This window comes from Arthrobacter sp. NPDC055138, from assembly GCF_053607305.1.
Map to the genome: position 1 here is coordinate 26,626 of NZ_JBSGTH010000008.1, position 16,297 is coordinate 42,922.

Consider the following 16,297-nt stretch of genomic DNA (forward strand, 5'->3'; position numbering starts at 1 on the left):
ATAGTGGCGCTGTTGCCGGGTTTAGGAGTCGCCTCCGGCGTTGCCCGAGGTGCCGGCGTTGACGTCCATCAGCCGGTACTTCTCGAACGCATCCTTGGGCACACTCGCGTCGACCTCGCCGCGACGGGCCAGCATCTGCAGCGCCCGGACCACAATCGAGTGGCTGTCGATCTTGAAGAAGCGCCGGGCAGCGGCACGGGTGTCGGAGAACCCGAAGCCGTCGGCGCCGAGGGTGGCGAACTCGTTCGGCAGGTACTGCCGGATCTGGTCCGGCACCGCCGCCATGTAGTCGCTGACCGCCACGATCGGGCCGGTGGCACCTTCAAGCTGCTGGGCGACGAACGGCTTGCGCGGCTCCGAACCGGGGTTCAGGAAGGCATCTTCCTCGGCGGCCAGGCCGTCGCGGCGCAGCTCGTTCCAGCTGGTCACGGACCAGACGTCGGCGGAGACGCCCCAGTCCTCGGCGAGCAGCTGCTGGGCTTCCAGCGCCCACGGCACGGCCACACCGGAGGCCAGCAGCTGGGTGCGCGGCCCGTCGATCTTGGCCGGAGCCAGCAGGTAGATGCCCTTGACTACTCCCTCGACGTCCAGTTCCTCGGGTTCCGCGGGCTGCACGATCGGCTCGTTGTACACGGTCAGGTAGTACATCACGTTGGGATCGGGATGGTTCCCGCCGTACATGCGCTCCAAGCCGGCCCGCATGATGTGCCCGATCTCGTAGCCGTACGCCGGGTCGTAGGTGACCACGGCCGGATTTGTCGAGGCCAGAATCGGGGACTGCCCGTCGGCGTGCTGCAGGCCTTCGCCGGTCAGCGTGGTCCGGCCCGCGGTGGCACCGATCACGAAGCCGCGTGCCATCTGGTCGGCGGCGGCCCAGAAGAAGTCGCCGGTGCGCTGGAAGCCGAACATCGAGTAGAAGATGTAGATCGGCACCAGGGCCTCGCCGTGGGTGGCGTAGGAAGACCCGACGGCGGTGAAGGCGGCCACGGAGCCGGATTCGTTGATGCCGGTGTGCAGGATCTGGCCCTGCGGGGACTCCTTGTACGCCAGGACCAGGTCGCGGTCCACGGACAGGTAGTTCTGGCCCTTGGGGTTGTAGATCTTGGCGGTCGGGAAGAACGAGTCCATGCCGAAGGTCCGGGCTTCGTCCGGGATGATCGGCACCACGCGGGCACCGAATTCCTTGTCCCGCATGAGGTCCTTGAGCAGCCGGACGAACGCCATGGTGGTGGCGGCCTGCTGCTTGCCGGAGCCGCGCTTGGCCACTTCGTAGGCCTTGTCGTCGGGCAGGTGCAGTTGCTTGTGCTCGGTCCGGCGTTCCGGAACGGACCCGCCCAGGGCGGCTCGGCGTTCCATCAGGTACTTGATCTCCGGTGCGTCGGCGCCCGGGTGGTAGTACGGCGGCCGGTACGGATCGGCTTCGAGCTGCTCGTCGCTGATCGGTATGCGCAGGTGGTCGCGGAAGTCCTTCAAGTCCTGCAGGGTCAGCTTCTTCATCTGGTGGGTCGCGTTGCGGCCCTCGAAGTGCGTGCCCAGGCCGTAGCCCTTGACCGTCTGGGCCAGGACCACGGTGGGCTTGCCCTTGAACTCGGTGGCGGCGCGGTAGGCGGCGTAGACCTTGTGGTAGTCGTGGCCGCCGCGCTTGAGGTTCCAGATCTGCTCGTCGGTCATGTCCGCAACCATTTCCTTGGTCTGCGGAGTCTTGCCGAAGAAGTGCTCGCGGACGAACCCGCCGGACTCGGCCTTGTAGGTCTGGTAGTCGCCGTCGAGGGTGGAGTTCATGATGTCCACCAGCGCGCCGTCGCGGTCCTTATCCAGCAGCGCGTCCCACTCTCGGCCCCAGGTCACCTTGATCACGTGCCAGCCGGCGCCGCGGAAGAAGGCCTCCAGTTCCTGCATGATCTTGCCGTTGCCGCGCACCGGTCCGTCCAGGCGCTGCAGGTTGCAGTTGATCACGAAGGTGAGGTTGTCCAGCTTTTCGTTGGCTGCCAGCTGCAGGAAGCCGCGCGACTCCGCCTCGTCCATCTCGCCGTCGCCCAGGAACGCCCAGACATGCTGGTCCGAGGTGTCCTTGATGCCGCGGTTGTGCACGTAGCGGTTCAGCTGCGCCTGGTAAATGGCGTTGGCCGGGCCGATGCCCATCGAGACGGTGGGGAATTCCCAGAACTCGGGCATGGACCGCGGGTGCGGGTAGGACGGCAGGGCGTGGCCCTCGCGGGACTTCTCCTGCCGGAAGCCGTCCAGGTCCTCCTCGGTCAGCCGGCCTTCCATGAACGCGCGGGCGTACATGCCAGGGGAGGCGTGGCCTTGGAAGAAGACCTGGTCGCCGCCGCCGGGGTGGTCCTTGCCACGGAAGAAGTGGTTGTAGCCCACTTCGTAGAGAGTGGCTGCGCCGGCGTAGGTGGAGATGTGCCCGCCCACGCCGATGTCGGGGCGCTGGGCGCGGTGCACCAGCATGGCAGCGTTCCAGCGCATCCACGCGCGGTAGCGGCGCTCGACTTCCTCATCGCCGGGGAATTCCGGTTCCTGGTCCACCGGGATGGTATTCACATAGTCGGTGGTGGTGACCATCGGCACGCCAACGCTCTGCGCACCTGCGCGCTGCAGGAGGGAGCGGACAATGTACTGGGCCCGTTCGGTGCCCCGGGAATCCACCAGGTCGTCGAAGGACTCAATCCATTCGGCGGTTTCATCGGGATCGCGATCCGACAGCTGGCTTGTCAGCCCGCTCAGGATGTGCGAGGTATCTTCTCCTGCGCTCACGTCCAACCTCTCATACGTGCAGATTGTGTCTGCGCTTTACGTGGCATAGCGACCCGGCGCAAGGTCCGGCCGGGAGGATATTCTTCACTGCCACTCTAACTGTTCACCGCATTACAGCGCAGCCGAAGCCCCGCATGCCAGTTATTACGACGACGGCGCGCGGGCACCGCCGTCGGCCGCCTCCGCAGCGCACTTCCCAAGGTCCGGCGCAGGGTAGCCGCGCCGCCGCGCCAAAGCCGGGCGCTCCGCCGTCGTAGTTGTCCTGTCTCCCTTTAAAAGAGGGACGCGCCGTGACAAAATTCCGCACCGTCTTGCGGGTGGCTTGAAGCGATGGCGATTAGGGTGTTGGCTTGTAACTAGCAACACGCTCGCCGTTGACCGGTGGGCGGATCAATACGCTTTAAACAGGAGGAGCACAGTGGGCGAGGCCGAAGCCGCCGCGGTAGAGAACGTGGCAGGCAATTTGGGTTTCAAAGACGGAGACCTGATCCAGGAATTCGGCTACGACGAGGACGTGGACTTCGATCTGCGCGACGACATCGAGGACCTCACCGGCTCCGAGCTGCTCACCGAGGACGACCACGACGTAGTGGACGCGGCAATCCTGTGGTGGCGCGACGGCGACGGCGACCTGGTGGACACGCTGGTCGATGCGCAGACCACGCTCGCGCCGGCCGGCGTGGTGTGGCTGTTGACGCCGAAGTCGGGCCGCGACGGCTACGTACCGGCATCGGATGTCCAGGAAGCGGCACCGACCGCCGGCCTGCACGTGACCACCTCAGCCGGTGTGTCCAGCGACTGGTCCGCGAACCGACTGGTCAGCAAGCGGACCAACAAGTGAGCGCGGCAGCACCGCAAGTGGGCCGGCCCGCGCCCGATTTCGAACTGGTCAACCAGTTCGGCGAACCCATCCGGCTGTCCGTGCTGCGCGGGGGCAACGTGGTGGTGGTGTTCTACCCCTTCGCGTTTTCCGGGATCTGCACCGGCGAGCTGTGCGAACTGCGCGACGACCTGGCCGCGTTCCGCAGCGAGAACGCCCGCGTGGTTGCGGTCTCGGTGGACCACAAGTTCGCGCTGCGTGCCTTCGCCGAGCAGGAAGGCTACGAGTTCGACCTGCTGGCCGACTTCTGGCCGCACGGCGAGGTGGCCAAGGCCTACGGCGTGTTCGACGAGGAATCCGGCATGGCCCTGCGCGGCACCTTCATCATCGACGCCGAGGGCATCCTGCGGCACGAAATCCGCAATCCGCGCGGTCAGGCCCGCGACATCCAGGAATACCACCGCGTCCTGAAAGAGCTCTAGCCGCCATGGAGGTGCTGGCGCCGGCGCTCGAGTTACTGGCCGGACGCCGTCTGGCCGTCCTGACCGGCGCCGGCCTCAGCACCGATTCCGGCATTCCGGACTACCGCGGCCCCACCTCGGTGCCGCGCACCCCGATGACCTACCAGCAGTTCGTCGGCGACGAGGAACTTCGCCGCCGCTATTGGGCGCGCAATCACGTGGGCTGGCGGCACATGCACCACGCCGCCCCCAACCCCGGCCACTACGCGCTGGCCGCGATGGAAAGCAACGGCGTGGTGGGCGGCCTGATCACGCAGAACGTGGACCGGCTGCACGAAGACGCCGGCAGCGTGAAGGTGATCGACCTGCACGGCCGCTTTGACCAGGTCATCTGCCTGAACTGCGGCGACGTCACCACCCGCTCCTTGCTGGCGCGCCGGCTGGAGGAGCTCAACCCCGCCTACGCCGCCACCGGGGACGCCGGCGACGTGGCCCCGGATGCCGACGCAGACGTCGCTCACACGGCCCACTTCGTGGTGGCGGACTGCCTGGTCTGCGGTGGCATGCTCAAACCGGACTTCGTCTACTTCGGCGAAAACGTGCCCAAAGACCGGGTGGCGGCCGCCTATGCGATGGTGGACCACGGCGATGCGCTGCTGGTGGCCGGATCCTCGCTGACCGTGATGAGCGGCCTGCGCTTTGTCCGCCACGCCGCCAAAACGGGCAAGCCGGTGGTCATCATCAACCGCGGCGCCACCCGCGGCGATGATCTGGCCGACGCGAAGCTGGAAACCGGCGTCTCCGAGGCGCTGGGCTACCTGGCCGCGGAGCTGCCCGGCAGGCTCCAGCAGCCCGCCTGAACCGCTCTCCAGGTTGCCTGGACCGCCACAACAGCCCGCCCGCGCCCCTCCCGAAACGGACGACGGTGGTGCCTCAAGAGTGTGTCGTGGCGCACCTGAGCAGCCAGTCAGGTTTATCGTCCTATCGTGTTTATTGCCACGGAAGTTTAGTTGGCGTTCACGGCCATTTATCCGGTAGAGTAAATCCTCGTGATGTTGCGGCGGATAACGCTCCGCGGTCCCGCTTTCGACATTACAACGGGTCTTTAGCTCAGCTGGTAGAGCGCCACGTTTACACCGTGGATGTCATCGGTTCGATCCCGGTAGGACCCACCCAAAGTGTCGTGCGGGAACACGCGACATCGGAAGATGTGGAGTGTTCCCGTTTGACGTTGTTGCGTGAGGTCGCTTCGCTCACGATGGTTGCGAACGGTGCCAGGCTCGGGCGTAGTTCCTCGTCGTCGGTCATCTCCAACCTCGTGTAGAACGCCTGGTTCGCCAGCCGCCAGTTCCCGTCGTCGGAGTGTGTGTAGGCGCGGTGGGCGTTGGAGAGTAATCGCAGGGAGTCGTGGAGGAACGCGCGACCACCGGTCTGCTGTTCGTCGTGCTGGGCAAGGCGGTGCACGATGTCGGCGAGCCCAGCGTGGATGCGGTCTTGGTGCCGCTTCAACGTCTGTAGATCGATGGCGTCTGTGAAGCGCGCGGCCAGCAGTTTGTCGCTTTCGGCTTCCAGTCGTGCTCGATTCGCAGTGAGATCGGCGAACTCCTGATCCCGGCCCGTACTGCACTTGTCGACTCCCGCGCGTTGCTGGAACATCTGCGGGCTCGTCGCCTCGAACCTCGCTCGGCCAACAACGCGCACGCGACGCCGCGACTAGCTTCTGCGCAGAGCCATATGCTGGACGCCCCGGCCCACGTCGCTTCTCAATCATCCCCGCCGTGTCTCTCGTGTCCCCGGGGTTTCTTCGGCATAGGTATCCCGCCAACAGGCGCGCCGTCAATCGCATACAGACTAGTCCGGTCCGTGATCTGCAAGATGCGTGGCCGCTCGGATAGGAGAGGTTCGGTAGACGAAACTCGGCGGTCACCTCCGGTCGCTGGAGGTTGTCCGCCCGTGCGTGAAGACGCTCAGGTCGGTGCTCTTCAGCGGGAGGGGGCCTGACGGTCAGTAACCCTTGTGAGAATCTGCGCGCCAATCTGGAGTTGGCCAGCAGGGGGTCCGGCTCACCGTTGGGCAAGGAGGAGGAGCAGTTCAGTGACATACTATGTATGAAAATGGGCCTCGGGAGGAGGAATGTCGTGGGCCGTCCGCCTAAACCACCCCAGACCTACATCGCAGACTGCCTCGACTGCGGGCACCACTGGGTGTCGCGCGCAGGTTTCGGTGTACCGGGTCAATGCCCAAAGTGCCGAAGCCAACGGATCACGAGCAAACCGACCGAATCGTCGAGATGACGCACCCACTGTCGATGAGAGCGATGCAACGGTGCGGCTCTTCAATGGTGCAGTACCGCTGCTCACAAGACCAGGACCGAGTGAGTTGCATTGGACTCCGCGACGGTGCAGATAGGACAGAGAAATAGTGGCAGCAAAGTACAACTTACAGCCGAATGAAGTGGTGCTACTCAAGGATGAGCGCGTCATGCACGGCGGCTTCTTGTCGGCATACACGGATGAGTTGATGCTCACCAACCTGAACCTTGTGCTGCTCAGGAAGGGCATGTTCGGCAACTCGAAGGGCGTCCTGACGTTCCCGGTGAACCAGATCAAGGTCCACAACCAGCAGGCGCAGGCCGTCATCGGTAAGGCCACAAACGGTTCAGACCTGTTGGAGGTCTACTTCCTGAATGGACAAGAGAAGTTTGCCTTCCAATCGGGTGGTAAGAGGAAGCTCAACGAGTGGATCTCCAAGATCAACTATGCCGTCACAGGTGAGGAAGTGTCTGTGCAGCAAGGCTCGGGTATGGCTCTCCCCGGCGCAGAGATGGTGGCTGGCGTCTTGAAGGACACGCTCGGCGTCTTTAAGTCCAAGCTTGGCTCCAAGTCGGAGGCTCCCGTTAAGGTCGCCGGAAAGTGCCGTGGTTGCGGGGCCCCGGTGGCTGGCTTCCAGGGTCAGGCAGTCACCTGCGAATACTGCGGCTCAGCGCAGCAACTGTGATCGTTGGATAGGAGGAATCACCAGTGGGAATCATTCAGGCATTCACCGGCGCTCTTGGCGGGACTTTCGCGGATCAGTGGAAGGACATCATCACCGCCGGACACTTCACCGAGTACACGGTGGTCGCTCCGGGCGTCTATCAGCAGACCAATAACGGGCGCGGCGCGAACTTCAAGGGTTCGGCTGACGTCATCTCCAATGGCTCGAAGATCTTCGTCCCTGAGAACACCGCAGCTTTCATCTTCAGTCAGGCGGGTATTGAGGATGTTGTCACACAAGCGGGCGGATACGAGTATTGGGCGGGAGAGCCGAGCATCTTCAGCGGGGAGGGTTTCACCGCCTCGATTGTGGGGCAAGCCGTCGACCGCTTCGGCTACGGCGGGCAGACCTCGGATCAGAAGTATCTCGCTTTCGTCAACCTGCGCGAGATTCGCGGACTCAAGTTCGGCACACGCGGGCCGATGGTCTACCATGACAGGTTCTATGGAGCTGACCTGGAACTCCTGGCATTCGGCACGTTCTCCCTTCGCGTCGTCGATGCCGTCGCGTTCGTTCGGAACTTCCTCCCCGCGAACGCGCGCTACTATGCATTCGACAGTGCTGAGGCTCGCCAGCAGATCTCCTCCGAGTTTATGCAGGCTTTCCTCGTCGCGGTCAACTCGCTTTCGGTAACGCATCGCATCTCCGAACTACCCTCGCAGGCTGGGGCTATCGCTGAACTTATCGCTGACGACAACTCTGCGCTTGGCTCCTGGATCACGCGGTACGGACTCGACGTGGTTCAGGTCGGTATCGAGAGCATCGAGTTCTCGCCCGAGTCGCGAGAACTGGTCAAGCAGTATTCCGCGAACAAGATGAACCTCTCGGCGTACGAGGGCATCTCTCAGCAGGCTTCGAACATCGGAGCGCAGCAGAAGGTTGCGCAGGGCATTCAGGATCACGGCCTCGGCGATGGTGGCGGGATGCTGTTCGGTATGAACCTTGCCCAGGCAATTAACCCGCTGACGGCTGCACCGGCAGCTCCGTTCGTTGCTCCTAGTTCCCATGGGCCGAGTTTGTCCTTGGACGAGCAGATCGAGGCAGTCAAGAAGCTGAAGGATCTCGTCGACGTGGGCATTCTGTCTCAGGATGAGTTCGAGGCGAAGAAAAAGGAAGTCATGGGCCTTTGAGACCCCTTTCAGAAATAAGTGCGCGAAGCTACTTACGGCAGTCGTAGGCACTGGCGGTGGAGCAGGAGATAGCCTTCCTCATCGGGCCAACGTCCGATGTTTGGTTCAAAGTGCGAGAAGGGGCCGTACTTCACACGGGCGGCGTTGCTCGTATACGAATTCACTTCGTCTTCGCCCAGACCATGCCCCGGTGAATCCCAAACCGCCGGGCGATCGCGGTCACGTTGACGTCGTTCGCGCGGTCTGTTCGCATGGCGTCCACTTCCTCGTCGGTCAGCCCTGTTCGAGGTCTTCTCCTTGGCTCTGCCGATGCGCTAGGGAGAGGACCATCCAGTCCGTCAGCAGGCCCGACCGCACCGACGGACCCATTAATCCACGCGGAAGCAAGTCGCTCTACGCGCTGTCGCCTGTTCCCGTATTGTTCAAAGGAATCCACCTGCAACCCCGGGTTTTCCAGTCGAGACTGCACGGAAAGCACGGGGTTCTTCGTTTCCCCGCCAGCCCCAGGTCCACGCACGCGCGGACACCGAACGCCGGAACGTTGAATCCTGAGCAGATCTTTAGCCGCGCGCTCCCGGTTCCGAGGTAGCGTTTATCTCCCGGCAACGGCTACATGGGGGTAGCGCGACCCGGAGCGATGAGGTAACAGCCCCGCCCTCTGTGGGGGAGGGGCGGGGCCGTTCTTCAATGCTGTGGGATGTGCCGGATGAAGTATTCGTCTGTGTGAAGCATCCGACGGCGGCTGCATCCGCTCTCGCGAATCCAGACCACGCCGAGCCCCGCGGCCGAATCCTCCACGCGGCCACGGTAATAGACCACGTCGTTTTGCCCGGCTTCCACTTGGTCTCCTCGACGGAAATGGGAAAGATCGGCCAGCCACACCGGGCTGCCGTCAAGATCCTGGTCACGCTGCTGCTCATCTGACATGGCATCCTCCTTGGAACGAGCGTTCTTCCCCATCGTGCAGGCTCCTCGTTGCAATGGCATTTCCGGCACGTTATGTCGAGGCAAAGGCCCATATCCTCGCAGGCGGGCAGGCGGGCAGGCGGGCAGGCGGGCAGGCGGGCAGGTCCTTGCAGGCGGGCAGGCGGCGGCTGGGGATGAAAGGGCAATCGCGGCCTACTGCGCGCCGCTGGCTGGCCCGGGACGGCATGGTTTAAAAGGGAAAGGCACTGTCCCGGGGAGGGACAGTGCCTTTCGGGCAGCCGTTAGATGGGGGATCAACGGGACTGCCAGGGGATCGGTGCCGCAGCACTTGGAGATGGGGGCTCCAAGGCGTTCAAAAGGCAACCGCCTCGGGCTAGTCTGCCATGGCGATGGGCATTTCTCAACCACAATCATTGAACTTCCCAACGTGTCTTCCGAAGGGTGCAATTCCGCGCGAAGGAGGCGCCCTACAGGGGCTCTTTGCGCTCCCGGATAGCCGGCCGAAGGCTTGTTTTGGGCATACCCTGAGCCAAGGCTGAGCCGACGCTGCGTCGTGCAATAACGGTTAAGCAACGGAGCTTGCGAACCCTCCACAACCGCCCGACTGTCTGTAAAGCTGTACCGGTCATGCTGGTTTTCGTTGGGGGCAACCTTGGATAGATTCTGCCGCGGAGCAGGCCACACTTTCATCCACACGCGCACTGTCACATCCAGACGCTGCGCCTATAGCGGCACCCACCGCTGGCCGTGGACCGCGCCGGCCCCGGGGCAGATGACGCGGCGGGACCTGATCGAGGAAAGCGCACTGCTCACGACAACGCAGGGCAATGGGATCAGCCCAGAGGCCCCTTTGGCCAAGCCGCTCGACGTCGAAGCGGACGAGGATAGCCTTGGCGCCGCTGCCGCCCCCGGGTCTCACGCCGAGGAGGCTGCCGCCGATGACGCCATTGACGTCTGGCTGCGCTTCCGCCCCTCCGCCGCATCAGGCGAATGAGCGCAAGGTAACGCCTGCCCGCTTAGCCGGTGCGGCCGGTCGCGACTAGGCTTGTTGAGGAACCTCGGCCCGCTCGGGCTGTTCGCTGACGTCCCTGCCCGCGGGGACCGCCCACACTTGGAGATTCAATGAGCGCACACATCGGTGTGACAGGTCTGGCCGTCATGGGTGCCAACCTGGCACGGAACTTCGCCCGCAACGGCTACACGGTCGCCCTGCACAACCGCTCGGTGGCAAAGACGGACGCGCTGCTGCAGGCGCACGGAGGCGAGGGCGAGTTCATCCGCACCGAATCGCTGCAGGAGCTGGTGGACAACCTGCAGAAGCCGCGGCGCGTGCTCATCATGGTCAAGGCCGGCAAGCCGGTGGATTCGGTGATCGAGCAGCTGGTCCCGCTGCTGGAAGAGGGCGACATCGTCATCGACGCCGGCAACTCGCACTACGAGGACACCCGCCGCCGCGAAGCTTCCCTGGCTGAGAAGGGCCTGCATTTCGTGGGCATCGGCGTCTCCGGCGGCGAGGAGGGCGCGCTGCTCGGCCCGTCCATCATGCCCGGCGGCTCCCGCCAGTCCTATGATTCGCTCGGCCCCATGCTGGAAAAAATCTCCGCCAAGTACGACGGCGAGCCCTGCTGCCGCTGGATCGGCACCGACGGTGCGGGCCACTTCGTGAAGATGGTGCACAACGGCATCGAATATGCGGACATGCAGGTCATCGGCGAGGCCTACGACCTGCTTCGCACCGGCGCCGGCCTGGAGCCGCAGCAGCAGGCCGAGATTTTCACCGCGTGGAACAAGACCGAGCTCTCGTCCTTCCTGATCGAAATCACCGCAGAGGTGCTGGCCCATACCGACGCCAAGACCGGAAAGCCGTTCGTCGACGTCGTCGTGGACTCCGCCGGCCAGAAGGGCACCGGCCGCTGGACCGTCGTCTCGGCGCTGGAGCTCGGCTCGCCGGTGTCCGGCATCGCCGAATCCGTCTTCGCCCGCGGCCTGTCTTCGCAGCGAGGCCAGCGCGCCATCGCCCAGGACGTCCTCACCGGTCACGAAGAGGACGTCACGGTACCGCAGAGCTTCGTCGAGGACGTGCGCCAGGCGCTGTTCGCCTCGAAGCTGGTCAGCTACGCCCAGGGCATCGACATGCTCGGTTCCGCCGCCGGCGAGTACGGCTGGGAGCTGAAGCTGGACGAAATCGCCTCGCTCTGGCGCGCCGGTTGCATCATCCGCGCCGAGCTGTTGGACGACATCATGAAGGCCTACGCCGGCAACTCCAAGCCGGAGAACCTGCTCTTCGCCCCGGCCTTCGCCGAGGCCATCGGTGCCGCCGTCCCGGCCTGGCGCCGCGTGGTGGCCACCGCCGTCCAGCTGGGCATCCCCGTCCCGGTCTTCTCCTCCTCGCTGGCCTACTACGACGGCCTGCGCCGCAAGCGCCTGCCCGCCGCCCTCACCCAGGGCCTCCGCGACCTGTTCGGCGCCCACACCTACGGCCGCACCGACGCCGAAGGCACCTTCCACACCCTCTGGAGCGGCAACAAGTCCGAAGTAGAAGCCGTCGACACCCACTAATCACGCGGTGACCCTCCAAAGTCGCTGACCCGGTGATCGACCAAGGCCGCCCTCAGCGGTGATCGACCAAGGTCGCCCCAATATCGGTGATCGACCAAGCTTGCCCCCTTGCCGGTGATCGACCAAGGTTGCTCTGCAACCGCGTGGAGATCCTGACGCACGAATGCCCCGTAACTGCTTAAGCAGCTGCGGGGCATTCGGGTTTTGGGCAAAGTCCGGACCGATTTTCCCGGGCACCTCTCGCGCGGGCTACATCATCATGTCCGGGGCCATGTACAGCCCAGGCAATAGCCACGGATTGGCCGGCACGAAACAGGCGAAGACAATCAGTGCGGCGCCGATCGCGCGGCTGAACGCGATTCCGTGGCGCCAGGTCTTTTCCAGCAGGACGGCGGCAGCAATGGCGGCCATCCAGGCTAGGTTCATGACGCCCACAGTGATAAGAACCAGCATCAGCCCCCAGCAGCAGCCCACGCAGTACAGCCCGTGGTACAGGCCTACGCGTAAATCGCGGAACGCACCCCGGTAGCTGGAAACGTGCAGCAGGAAGGCCATTGGCGACCGGCAGTGTCGGAGGCAAAAATTCTTCAGCGGCGTCAATTGGTAGATGCCCGCTGCCGCCAGCAGCCCAGCGCCGATCCAGGCAGCGGCGACCGGGGCATCGGCGGCCAGTCGGGCCCCGAGAACCGACGCGGCATAGGCCACGATGCCGAAACCGGTCCAGGTGAGCAGGTATCCGACCACCAGCGCGGTAGTCCGCATGACCCGGGTCCGGCTGCTGCGCTCGGCACGGATGGACCGCAGGTAGGCCGATAGCAGCGGTGCCAGTGACGGCAACATCATCGCGGTCATCATCAGCGCCCAGCCAGCGAGGAAACCGGCCAGCCCCAACCCCATGGCGCCGGGGCCGGGCGGCATTCCGGCGGCCAGTTGCACCGTGAAGTACCAGGCCAGCAGGGCGCAGCCAATGAGGGCGAGCAGACCCGGACGGAAGCGTACGGCAGGAAAGACGCGCCCGGGCATCCTAGGCGGACCAGGCAAAGGGGGCGGAGAAAGAGTTCTTGCCCACGTTGTCCCAGGTCATCCCGAATACGTCGACGCGCGAGGCGGTTGCCGTGCCCGCGGCCAGTGTGTCCGCCGGGAAGCCGATGCCGCTGACCTTCACACCTTGTCCGGTGGAATCCAGCCGCGAAACGAAGTCCTCGGCTGTTATGTCCACTCCGCCGCCGGCCGTGACTTGGTGCCGGTGGCCGTCGTCGCTGTAGCTGATGTCGACGGCCTGCATCCCGGCCATCTCACCGATCAGCGGAGCCAGTCCCTCCATGGGTCCGCCGCGTTGGCCGCCGAACACGGCTCCGAGCGCCTCGGCCTGCTCGGGAGAGGCGGCGGCGTCCATCAGCATGCCGACTTTCCAGCCGCCGTCGCCCATCAGCGCCGGGGCATCAGCCACGATGCAGACATTCAGCCCGCCAACGTCCACGCCTTCCACCTCGCCGGATGCGACGTGGAACGCCAGCGCCACCATGCAGCGTTCGTTATCGGCCGGTGCGGTCAGGCCCGAAGTGCTGCACGGGCAGATCATGTCGCAGTTGCAGTTTTCGAAGTATGTACCTTCAATGTGCCAGGACATTTGAGGCTCCCTTCAAAGAGGCACCCACCCTTGATTGTCCTCTGCGGCAAAATGCCGGTCAATAAGCTCTGTAACGGCGGTCAGATCCCACGTTGCCGGGTCGATGTACGCCGCCGGATCCACCGCCGCCTTCATCTCTCGCTACGGTCCGGAAGGCCGGGTTAGCCGCCGGCCGGATTCGCTGCAAGGTCCGGCCGGAGGACTGGAAGGGCGCCCAGCTCGGCCGCCGAATTGAGGGAGGGCAGGCCCGGCGAGGGCACCGAAAACGATAACTGCGCCGAACTCGCTCTCCAGGTTCGTTGAGGCCATCTGAAGCACCATATATCGGCACTCATTTTCGTTGACCGAGGTCAGATGCTCCGAGTTTTGGACGACCATATAGCGGCAGTGGTGTATCCGGATTTGGTACCGGTTACTTTCACGCTGATCCGGTCACCGCGATCGGCACGGGTGACCAAGTAGGTCTTGGACATGGCGCCCTTGATAGCTTTTCCGGATCGGTACCACTGATACTTCAGTTTGGTGCCGGATGTCCATGTACCCGTTTTGGCGGTCAGCTTCTTTCCTACCTCGGCTGTGCCGAAGATCTTCGGTTTTACAGATTTCAAGGTCCCGGCGGTGACTTTGCCTGTCTTGGACGAGGCTTTCACTGAGGTTGCGTATCCGGCTTTCATGCCGGTGACCTTTACCGTGATCCGTTCGGCGCGGTCGGCGGACAAAAGAACATAAGTTTTGGACGTGGCGCCCTTGATGGCTTTGCCGGAGCGGTACCACTGGTGTTTCAGCTTGGTACCGGTTGTCCAGGTGCCGGCCTTGGCCGTCAGCTTCTTTCCGACCTTAGCGGTACCCGTGATCTTAGGAGTGGCGGTGGCGAGGACGCCGGCAGTAACTCGGACGGCTGGCGAATCTCGGATTGCGGTCTCGTATCCGCTCTTCGCTCCGGTCATCCGGACTTTGACGGCCCTTCCGTAGTCAGCCGCAGTGAGGACGTAATTGGTACCGGTGGCCATTGGGATGACGGAGCCGTCGCGTAACCACTGATATGTCAGGGCAGTGCCCGTGGTCCAAAGTCGGGTTGTCGCGGCCATGAGCACATTGCCGACCTTGGCGTGACCAGTAATTTCTGGAGCGGCGGTGGCTAGAACACCGGCTGAAATGGCCGCAGATCGGCGGACACTGGTCGCGTAACCGCTCTTGGTGCCTGTCACGAGGACTGAAACCTTTGAACCGGTGTCGGCTGAGGTCAGCCGGTAGGTAGGGCCTGTTGCCCCAGTAATGGACGATCCGTCGCGGAGCCACTGGTAGGAGAATAGGACGGGTTGGGGGGACCACGCGCCTGCGTTGACGGAGAGTGAGCTGCCGATCGCGCCTGTTCCGACGATGAAGGGAGTGCCGGTGATTAGCTTTGGCAGAACGGAATCGACGGCCGCCAGTGCACTCACGAGTCCCGTGCCGCAGCCGCGAGAGCAGCCGGCGATTGGACGCGCCGAGTTCTTGATGACAGCCTCGATCTGTGCGGGGGATAGGAATGGGTCGGCTGACTTCAGCAGGGCCGCAACACTGGCCACGTGCGGTGCAGCCATCGAGGTGCCCTGCATGCTGGCGTATCCCTCTCCCACGGGGACCGTAGTGCCGGTGTCCACAGTCGATAGGATGCCGCCGGTGCGAAACCGCATGTCTCCACCCGGAGCCGTTACGTCGACGGCGGCTCCGAAGTTGGAATAGTGGGCGCGGTCACCGGTCGGGCCAGAGGCGGCTACGGTAATGACGTTGCTGCAGTTGGCAGGGGAGGAGTTTTCGGCGGGCTTGGCTTCGTTGCCGGCCGCGACCACAACAGTGCTTCCCTCACCAACCGCAAAATCGATGGCGTGCTGCATGCTGGGGCTGCAAGCATCGCTGCCGCCAAGGCTCATATTGATAACGTCGGCGGGATTCGGATTGCGAATTGTGTCTTCCACGTCTCCGCCAGCCGCCCAGATGACGGCGTCTGCGATGTCAGACATCCAGCCCCCGCAAGCGCCCAGCACGCGGACAGGAACAACTTTCGCACCATGGGCCGCACCCGCAACTCCTCGACCATTGCCTGCGACGGCAGCGATGATGCCTGCCACATGGGTCCCGTGCCACGAAGAGTCGGAACCGATTTCGTCGCACCAGTCGCCATTGTCCATCGGATCCTGATCGCGCCCGTCGCCGTCCCGCGATATATCGGGGTCGGAGATCAGATCGGCGCCGGGCAAAACATTAGCTTCGAGATCGCTGTGCTGGGTCAGTCCAGTGTCGATCACAGCAACTACGGACCCCTCGCCGGTGGTGGTGAGCCACGTTTCGGGGAAGGCCAGACCGGCATTGCTGTTAGCGAATGACCATTGTTGCTTGTAGTGCCTATCGTTGGGACTGTATGCCGGGTACATCAGGACATCCTGCTCCGCGTACTCAACATCCGGGTGGCTAGCCAAGGCGTCGACGAATTCGTTGGCGTCCGCGGCAGTGAGTTCCCGATCGGACTCGATGACTCTGGCCCCGTCTGCCGTTGTGCGCAGTTCCTCAATTCCCACGTCGGCGTCTGCAGCAGCTTCGCTATAGATGTCGCGCACGGTGTCAGTGGCCTTGGCGGGGTCCCGGAACTTGACGACAAATCGGTCGCCGCCCCGCTCTGGAGGATCCGATTGAAGCGTGGGTCCATTCGGTAGTTCGGGATGATGGTCCGCCGCGCAGGCGGCGGCAGGAATGGGAAGCACCGAGCCAGATACGAACAAAATCGTTGAGGCCATAACGACACAGGCTGGTACGGACCTGCGGAACATCCCCGACATATCAATCCTCAGGAGGTTGGTGAAATTGCCCAGTTATTAGGAGCTGTCCATCGCGAGATGAGAACTCGGGCGGGGTAATTGGACTATCGCTGCGCTGGATGCAGGCCCGCGGTCGGTTCAGGCGCGACCTGCCGCTAAAGTGGGCCACCAGCCGG

At 63.9% G+C, this 16,297-nt stretch carries 12 protein-coding genes and 1 tRNA gene; 8 read left to right on the top strand and 5 right to left on the bottom strand.

All coding sequences use genetic code 11. The annotated features are described in order from the left end of the window. Window positions 1–21 precede the first annotated feature (21 nt). A complete protein-coding gene (gene aceE, locus ACWF5H_RS17540; RefSeq protein WP_364650571.1) occupies window positions 22–2,763 on the bottom strand; it encodes a pyruvate dehydrogenase (acetyl-transferring), homodimeric type in 2,742 nt (913 codons plus the stop codon). A 418-nt stretch (window positions 2,764–3,181) separates the two neighbouring features. Here aceE and ACWF5H_RS17545 point away from each other — a divergent pair, with 418 nt between their 5' ends. The 6 genes from ACWF5H_RS17545 to ACWF5H_RS17570 all read left to right on the top strand — a co-directional run bounded on the left by ACWF5H_RS17545 (window position 3,182) and on the right by ACWF5H_RS17570 (window position 8,210). Then, window positions 3,182–3,604: a DUF3052 domain-containing protein gene (locus ACWF5H_RS17545; protein ID WP_452038461.1), complete on the top strand. Its 423-nt coding sequence runs from the start codon at window positions 3,182–3,184 to the stop codon at window positions 3,602–3,604. Beyond that, window positions 3,601–4,065 carry a peroxiredoxin gene (locus tag ACWF5H_RS17550; RefSeq protein WP_452038463.1) on the top strand — a complete coding sequence of 155 codons (465 nt, stop codon included), beginning with the start codon at window positions 3,601–3,603 and terminating at the stop codon, window positions 4,063–4,065. Before ACWF5H_RS17545 ends, ACWF5H_RS17550 begins: the two co-directional genes overlap by 4 nt. 5 nt (window positions 4,066–4,070) lie before the next feature. Further along, window positions 4,071–4,904 carry an NAD-dependent protein deacetylase gene (locus ACWF5H_RS17555; RefSeq protein ID WP_452038464.1) on the top strand — a complete coding sequence of 278 codons (834 nt, stop codon included), beginning with the start codon at window positions 4,071–4,073 and terminating at the stop codon, window positions 4,902–4,904. Between the two features lie 239 nt (window positions 4,905–5,143). Continuing rightward, window positions 5,144–5,216: transfer RNA gene (locus ACWF5H_RS17560), tRNA-Val, on the top strand. Between the two features lie 1,249 nt (window positions 5,217–6,465). Then, window positions 6,466–7,041: a hypothetical protein gene (locus ACWF5H_RS17565; RefSeq protein WP_452038465.1), complete on the top strand. Its 576-nt coding sequence runs from the start codon at window positions 6,466–6,468 to the stop codon at window positions 7,039–7,041. Between the two features lie 23 nt (window positions 7,042–7,064). Then, the gene (locus ACWF5H_RS17570; RefSeq protein WP_452038466.1) at window positions 7,065–8,210 is read left to right on the top strand and encodes an SPFH domain-containing protein; all 1,146 of its coding nucleotides are present in this window, start codon (window positions 7,065–7,067) and stop codon (window positions 8,208–8,210) included. A gap of 684 nt (window positions 8,211–8,894) precedes the next feature. On the opposite strand, the gene ACWF5H_RS17575 is transcribed toward ACWF5H_RS17570, so the two are convergent. Next, window positions 8,895–9,137: a hypothetical protein gene (locus ACWF5H_RS17575; RefSeq protein WP_452038467.1), complete on the bottom strand. Its 243-nt coding sequence runs from the start codon at window positions 9,135–9,137 to the stop codon at window positions 8,895–8,897. 850 nt (window positions 9,138–9,987) lie between these two features. Between ACWF5H_RS17575 and ACWF5H_RS17580 the strand changes: the two genes are divergently transcribed. Further along, on the top strand, window positions 9,988–10,131 hold the full coding sequence (locus ACWF5H_RS17580) for a hypothetical protein (RefSeq protein WP_452038468.1): 144 nt from the start codon (window positions 9,988–9,990) through the stop codon (window positions 10,129–10,131). A 128-nt stretch (window positions 10,132–10,259) separates the two neighbouring features. Then, complete coding sequence (gene gndA, locus ACWF5H_RS17585) at window positions 10,260–11,696, top strand: NADP-dependent phosphogluconate dehydrogenase (protein WP_452038469.1); 1,437 nt, start codon at window positions 10,260–10,262, stop codon at window positions 11,694–11,696. Between the two features lie 249 nt (window positions 11,697–11,945). Here the strand turns inward: gndA and ACWF5H_RS17590 are convergent, their stop codons facing one another. The 3 genes from ACWF5H_RS17590 to ACWF5H_RS17600 form a co-directional block, all read right to left on the bottom strand. After that, window positions 11,946–12,719, bottom strand: coding sequence for a DUF2182 domain-containing protein (locus ACWF5H_RS17590; RefSeq protein WP_452038470.1), 774 nt, complete (start codon window positions 12,717–12,719; stop codon window positions 11,946–11,948). Between the two features lies 1 nt (window position 12,720). Next, a complete protein-coding gene (locus tag ACWF5H_RS17595; protein ID WP_452038471.1) occupies window positions 12,721–13,326 on the bottom strand; it encodes a DUF1326 domain-containing protein in 606 nt (201 codons plus the stop codon). Between the two features lie 350 nt (window positions 13,327–13,676). Then, window positions 13,677–16,142, bottom strand: a complete 2,466-nt coding sequence (locus tag ACWF5H_RS17600) for a S8 family serine peptidase (protein ID WP_452038473.1) — start codon at window positions 16,140–16,142, stop codon at window positions 13,677–13,679. Window positions 16,143–16,297 lie beyond the last annotated feature (155 nt).

Excerpts from the sequence above, each read along its gene's own strand:
- ACWF5H_RS17555 (WP_452038464.1), top strand. The coding sequence starts at position 4,071 with ATGGAGGTGCTGGCGCCGGCGCTCGAGTTACTGGCCGGACGCCGTCTG.
- ACWF5H_RS17575 (WP_452038467.1), bottom strand. The coding sequence starts at position 9,137 with ATGTCAGATGAGCAGCAGCGTGACCAGGATCTTGACGGCAGCCCGGTG.
- gndA (WP_452038469.1), top strand. The coding sequence starts at position 10,260 with ATGAGCGCACACATCGGTGTGACAGGTCTGGCCGTCATGGGTGCCAAC.
- ACWF5H_RS17590 (WP_452038470.1), bottom strand. The coding sequence starts at position 12,719 with ATGCCCGGGCGCGTCTTTCCTGCCGTACGCTTCCGTCCGGGTCTGCTC.
- ACWF5H_RS17595 (WP_452038471.1), bottom strand. The coding sequence starts at position 13,326 with ATGTCCTGGCACATTGAAGGTACATACTTCGAAAACTGCAACTGCGAC.
- ACWF5H_RS17600 (WP_452038473.1), bottom strand. The coding sequence starts at position 16,142 with ATGTCGGGGATGTTCCGCAGGTCCGTACCAGCCTGTGTCGTTATGGCC.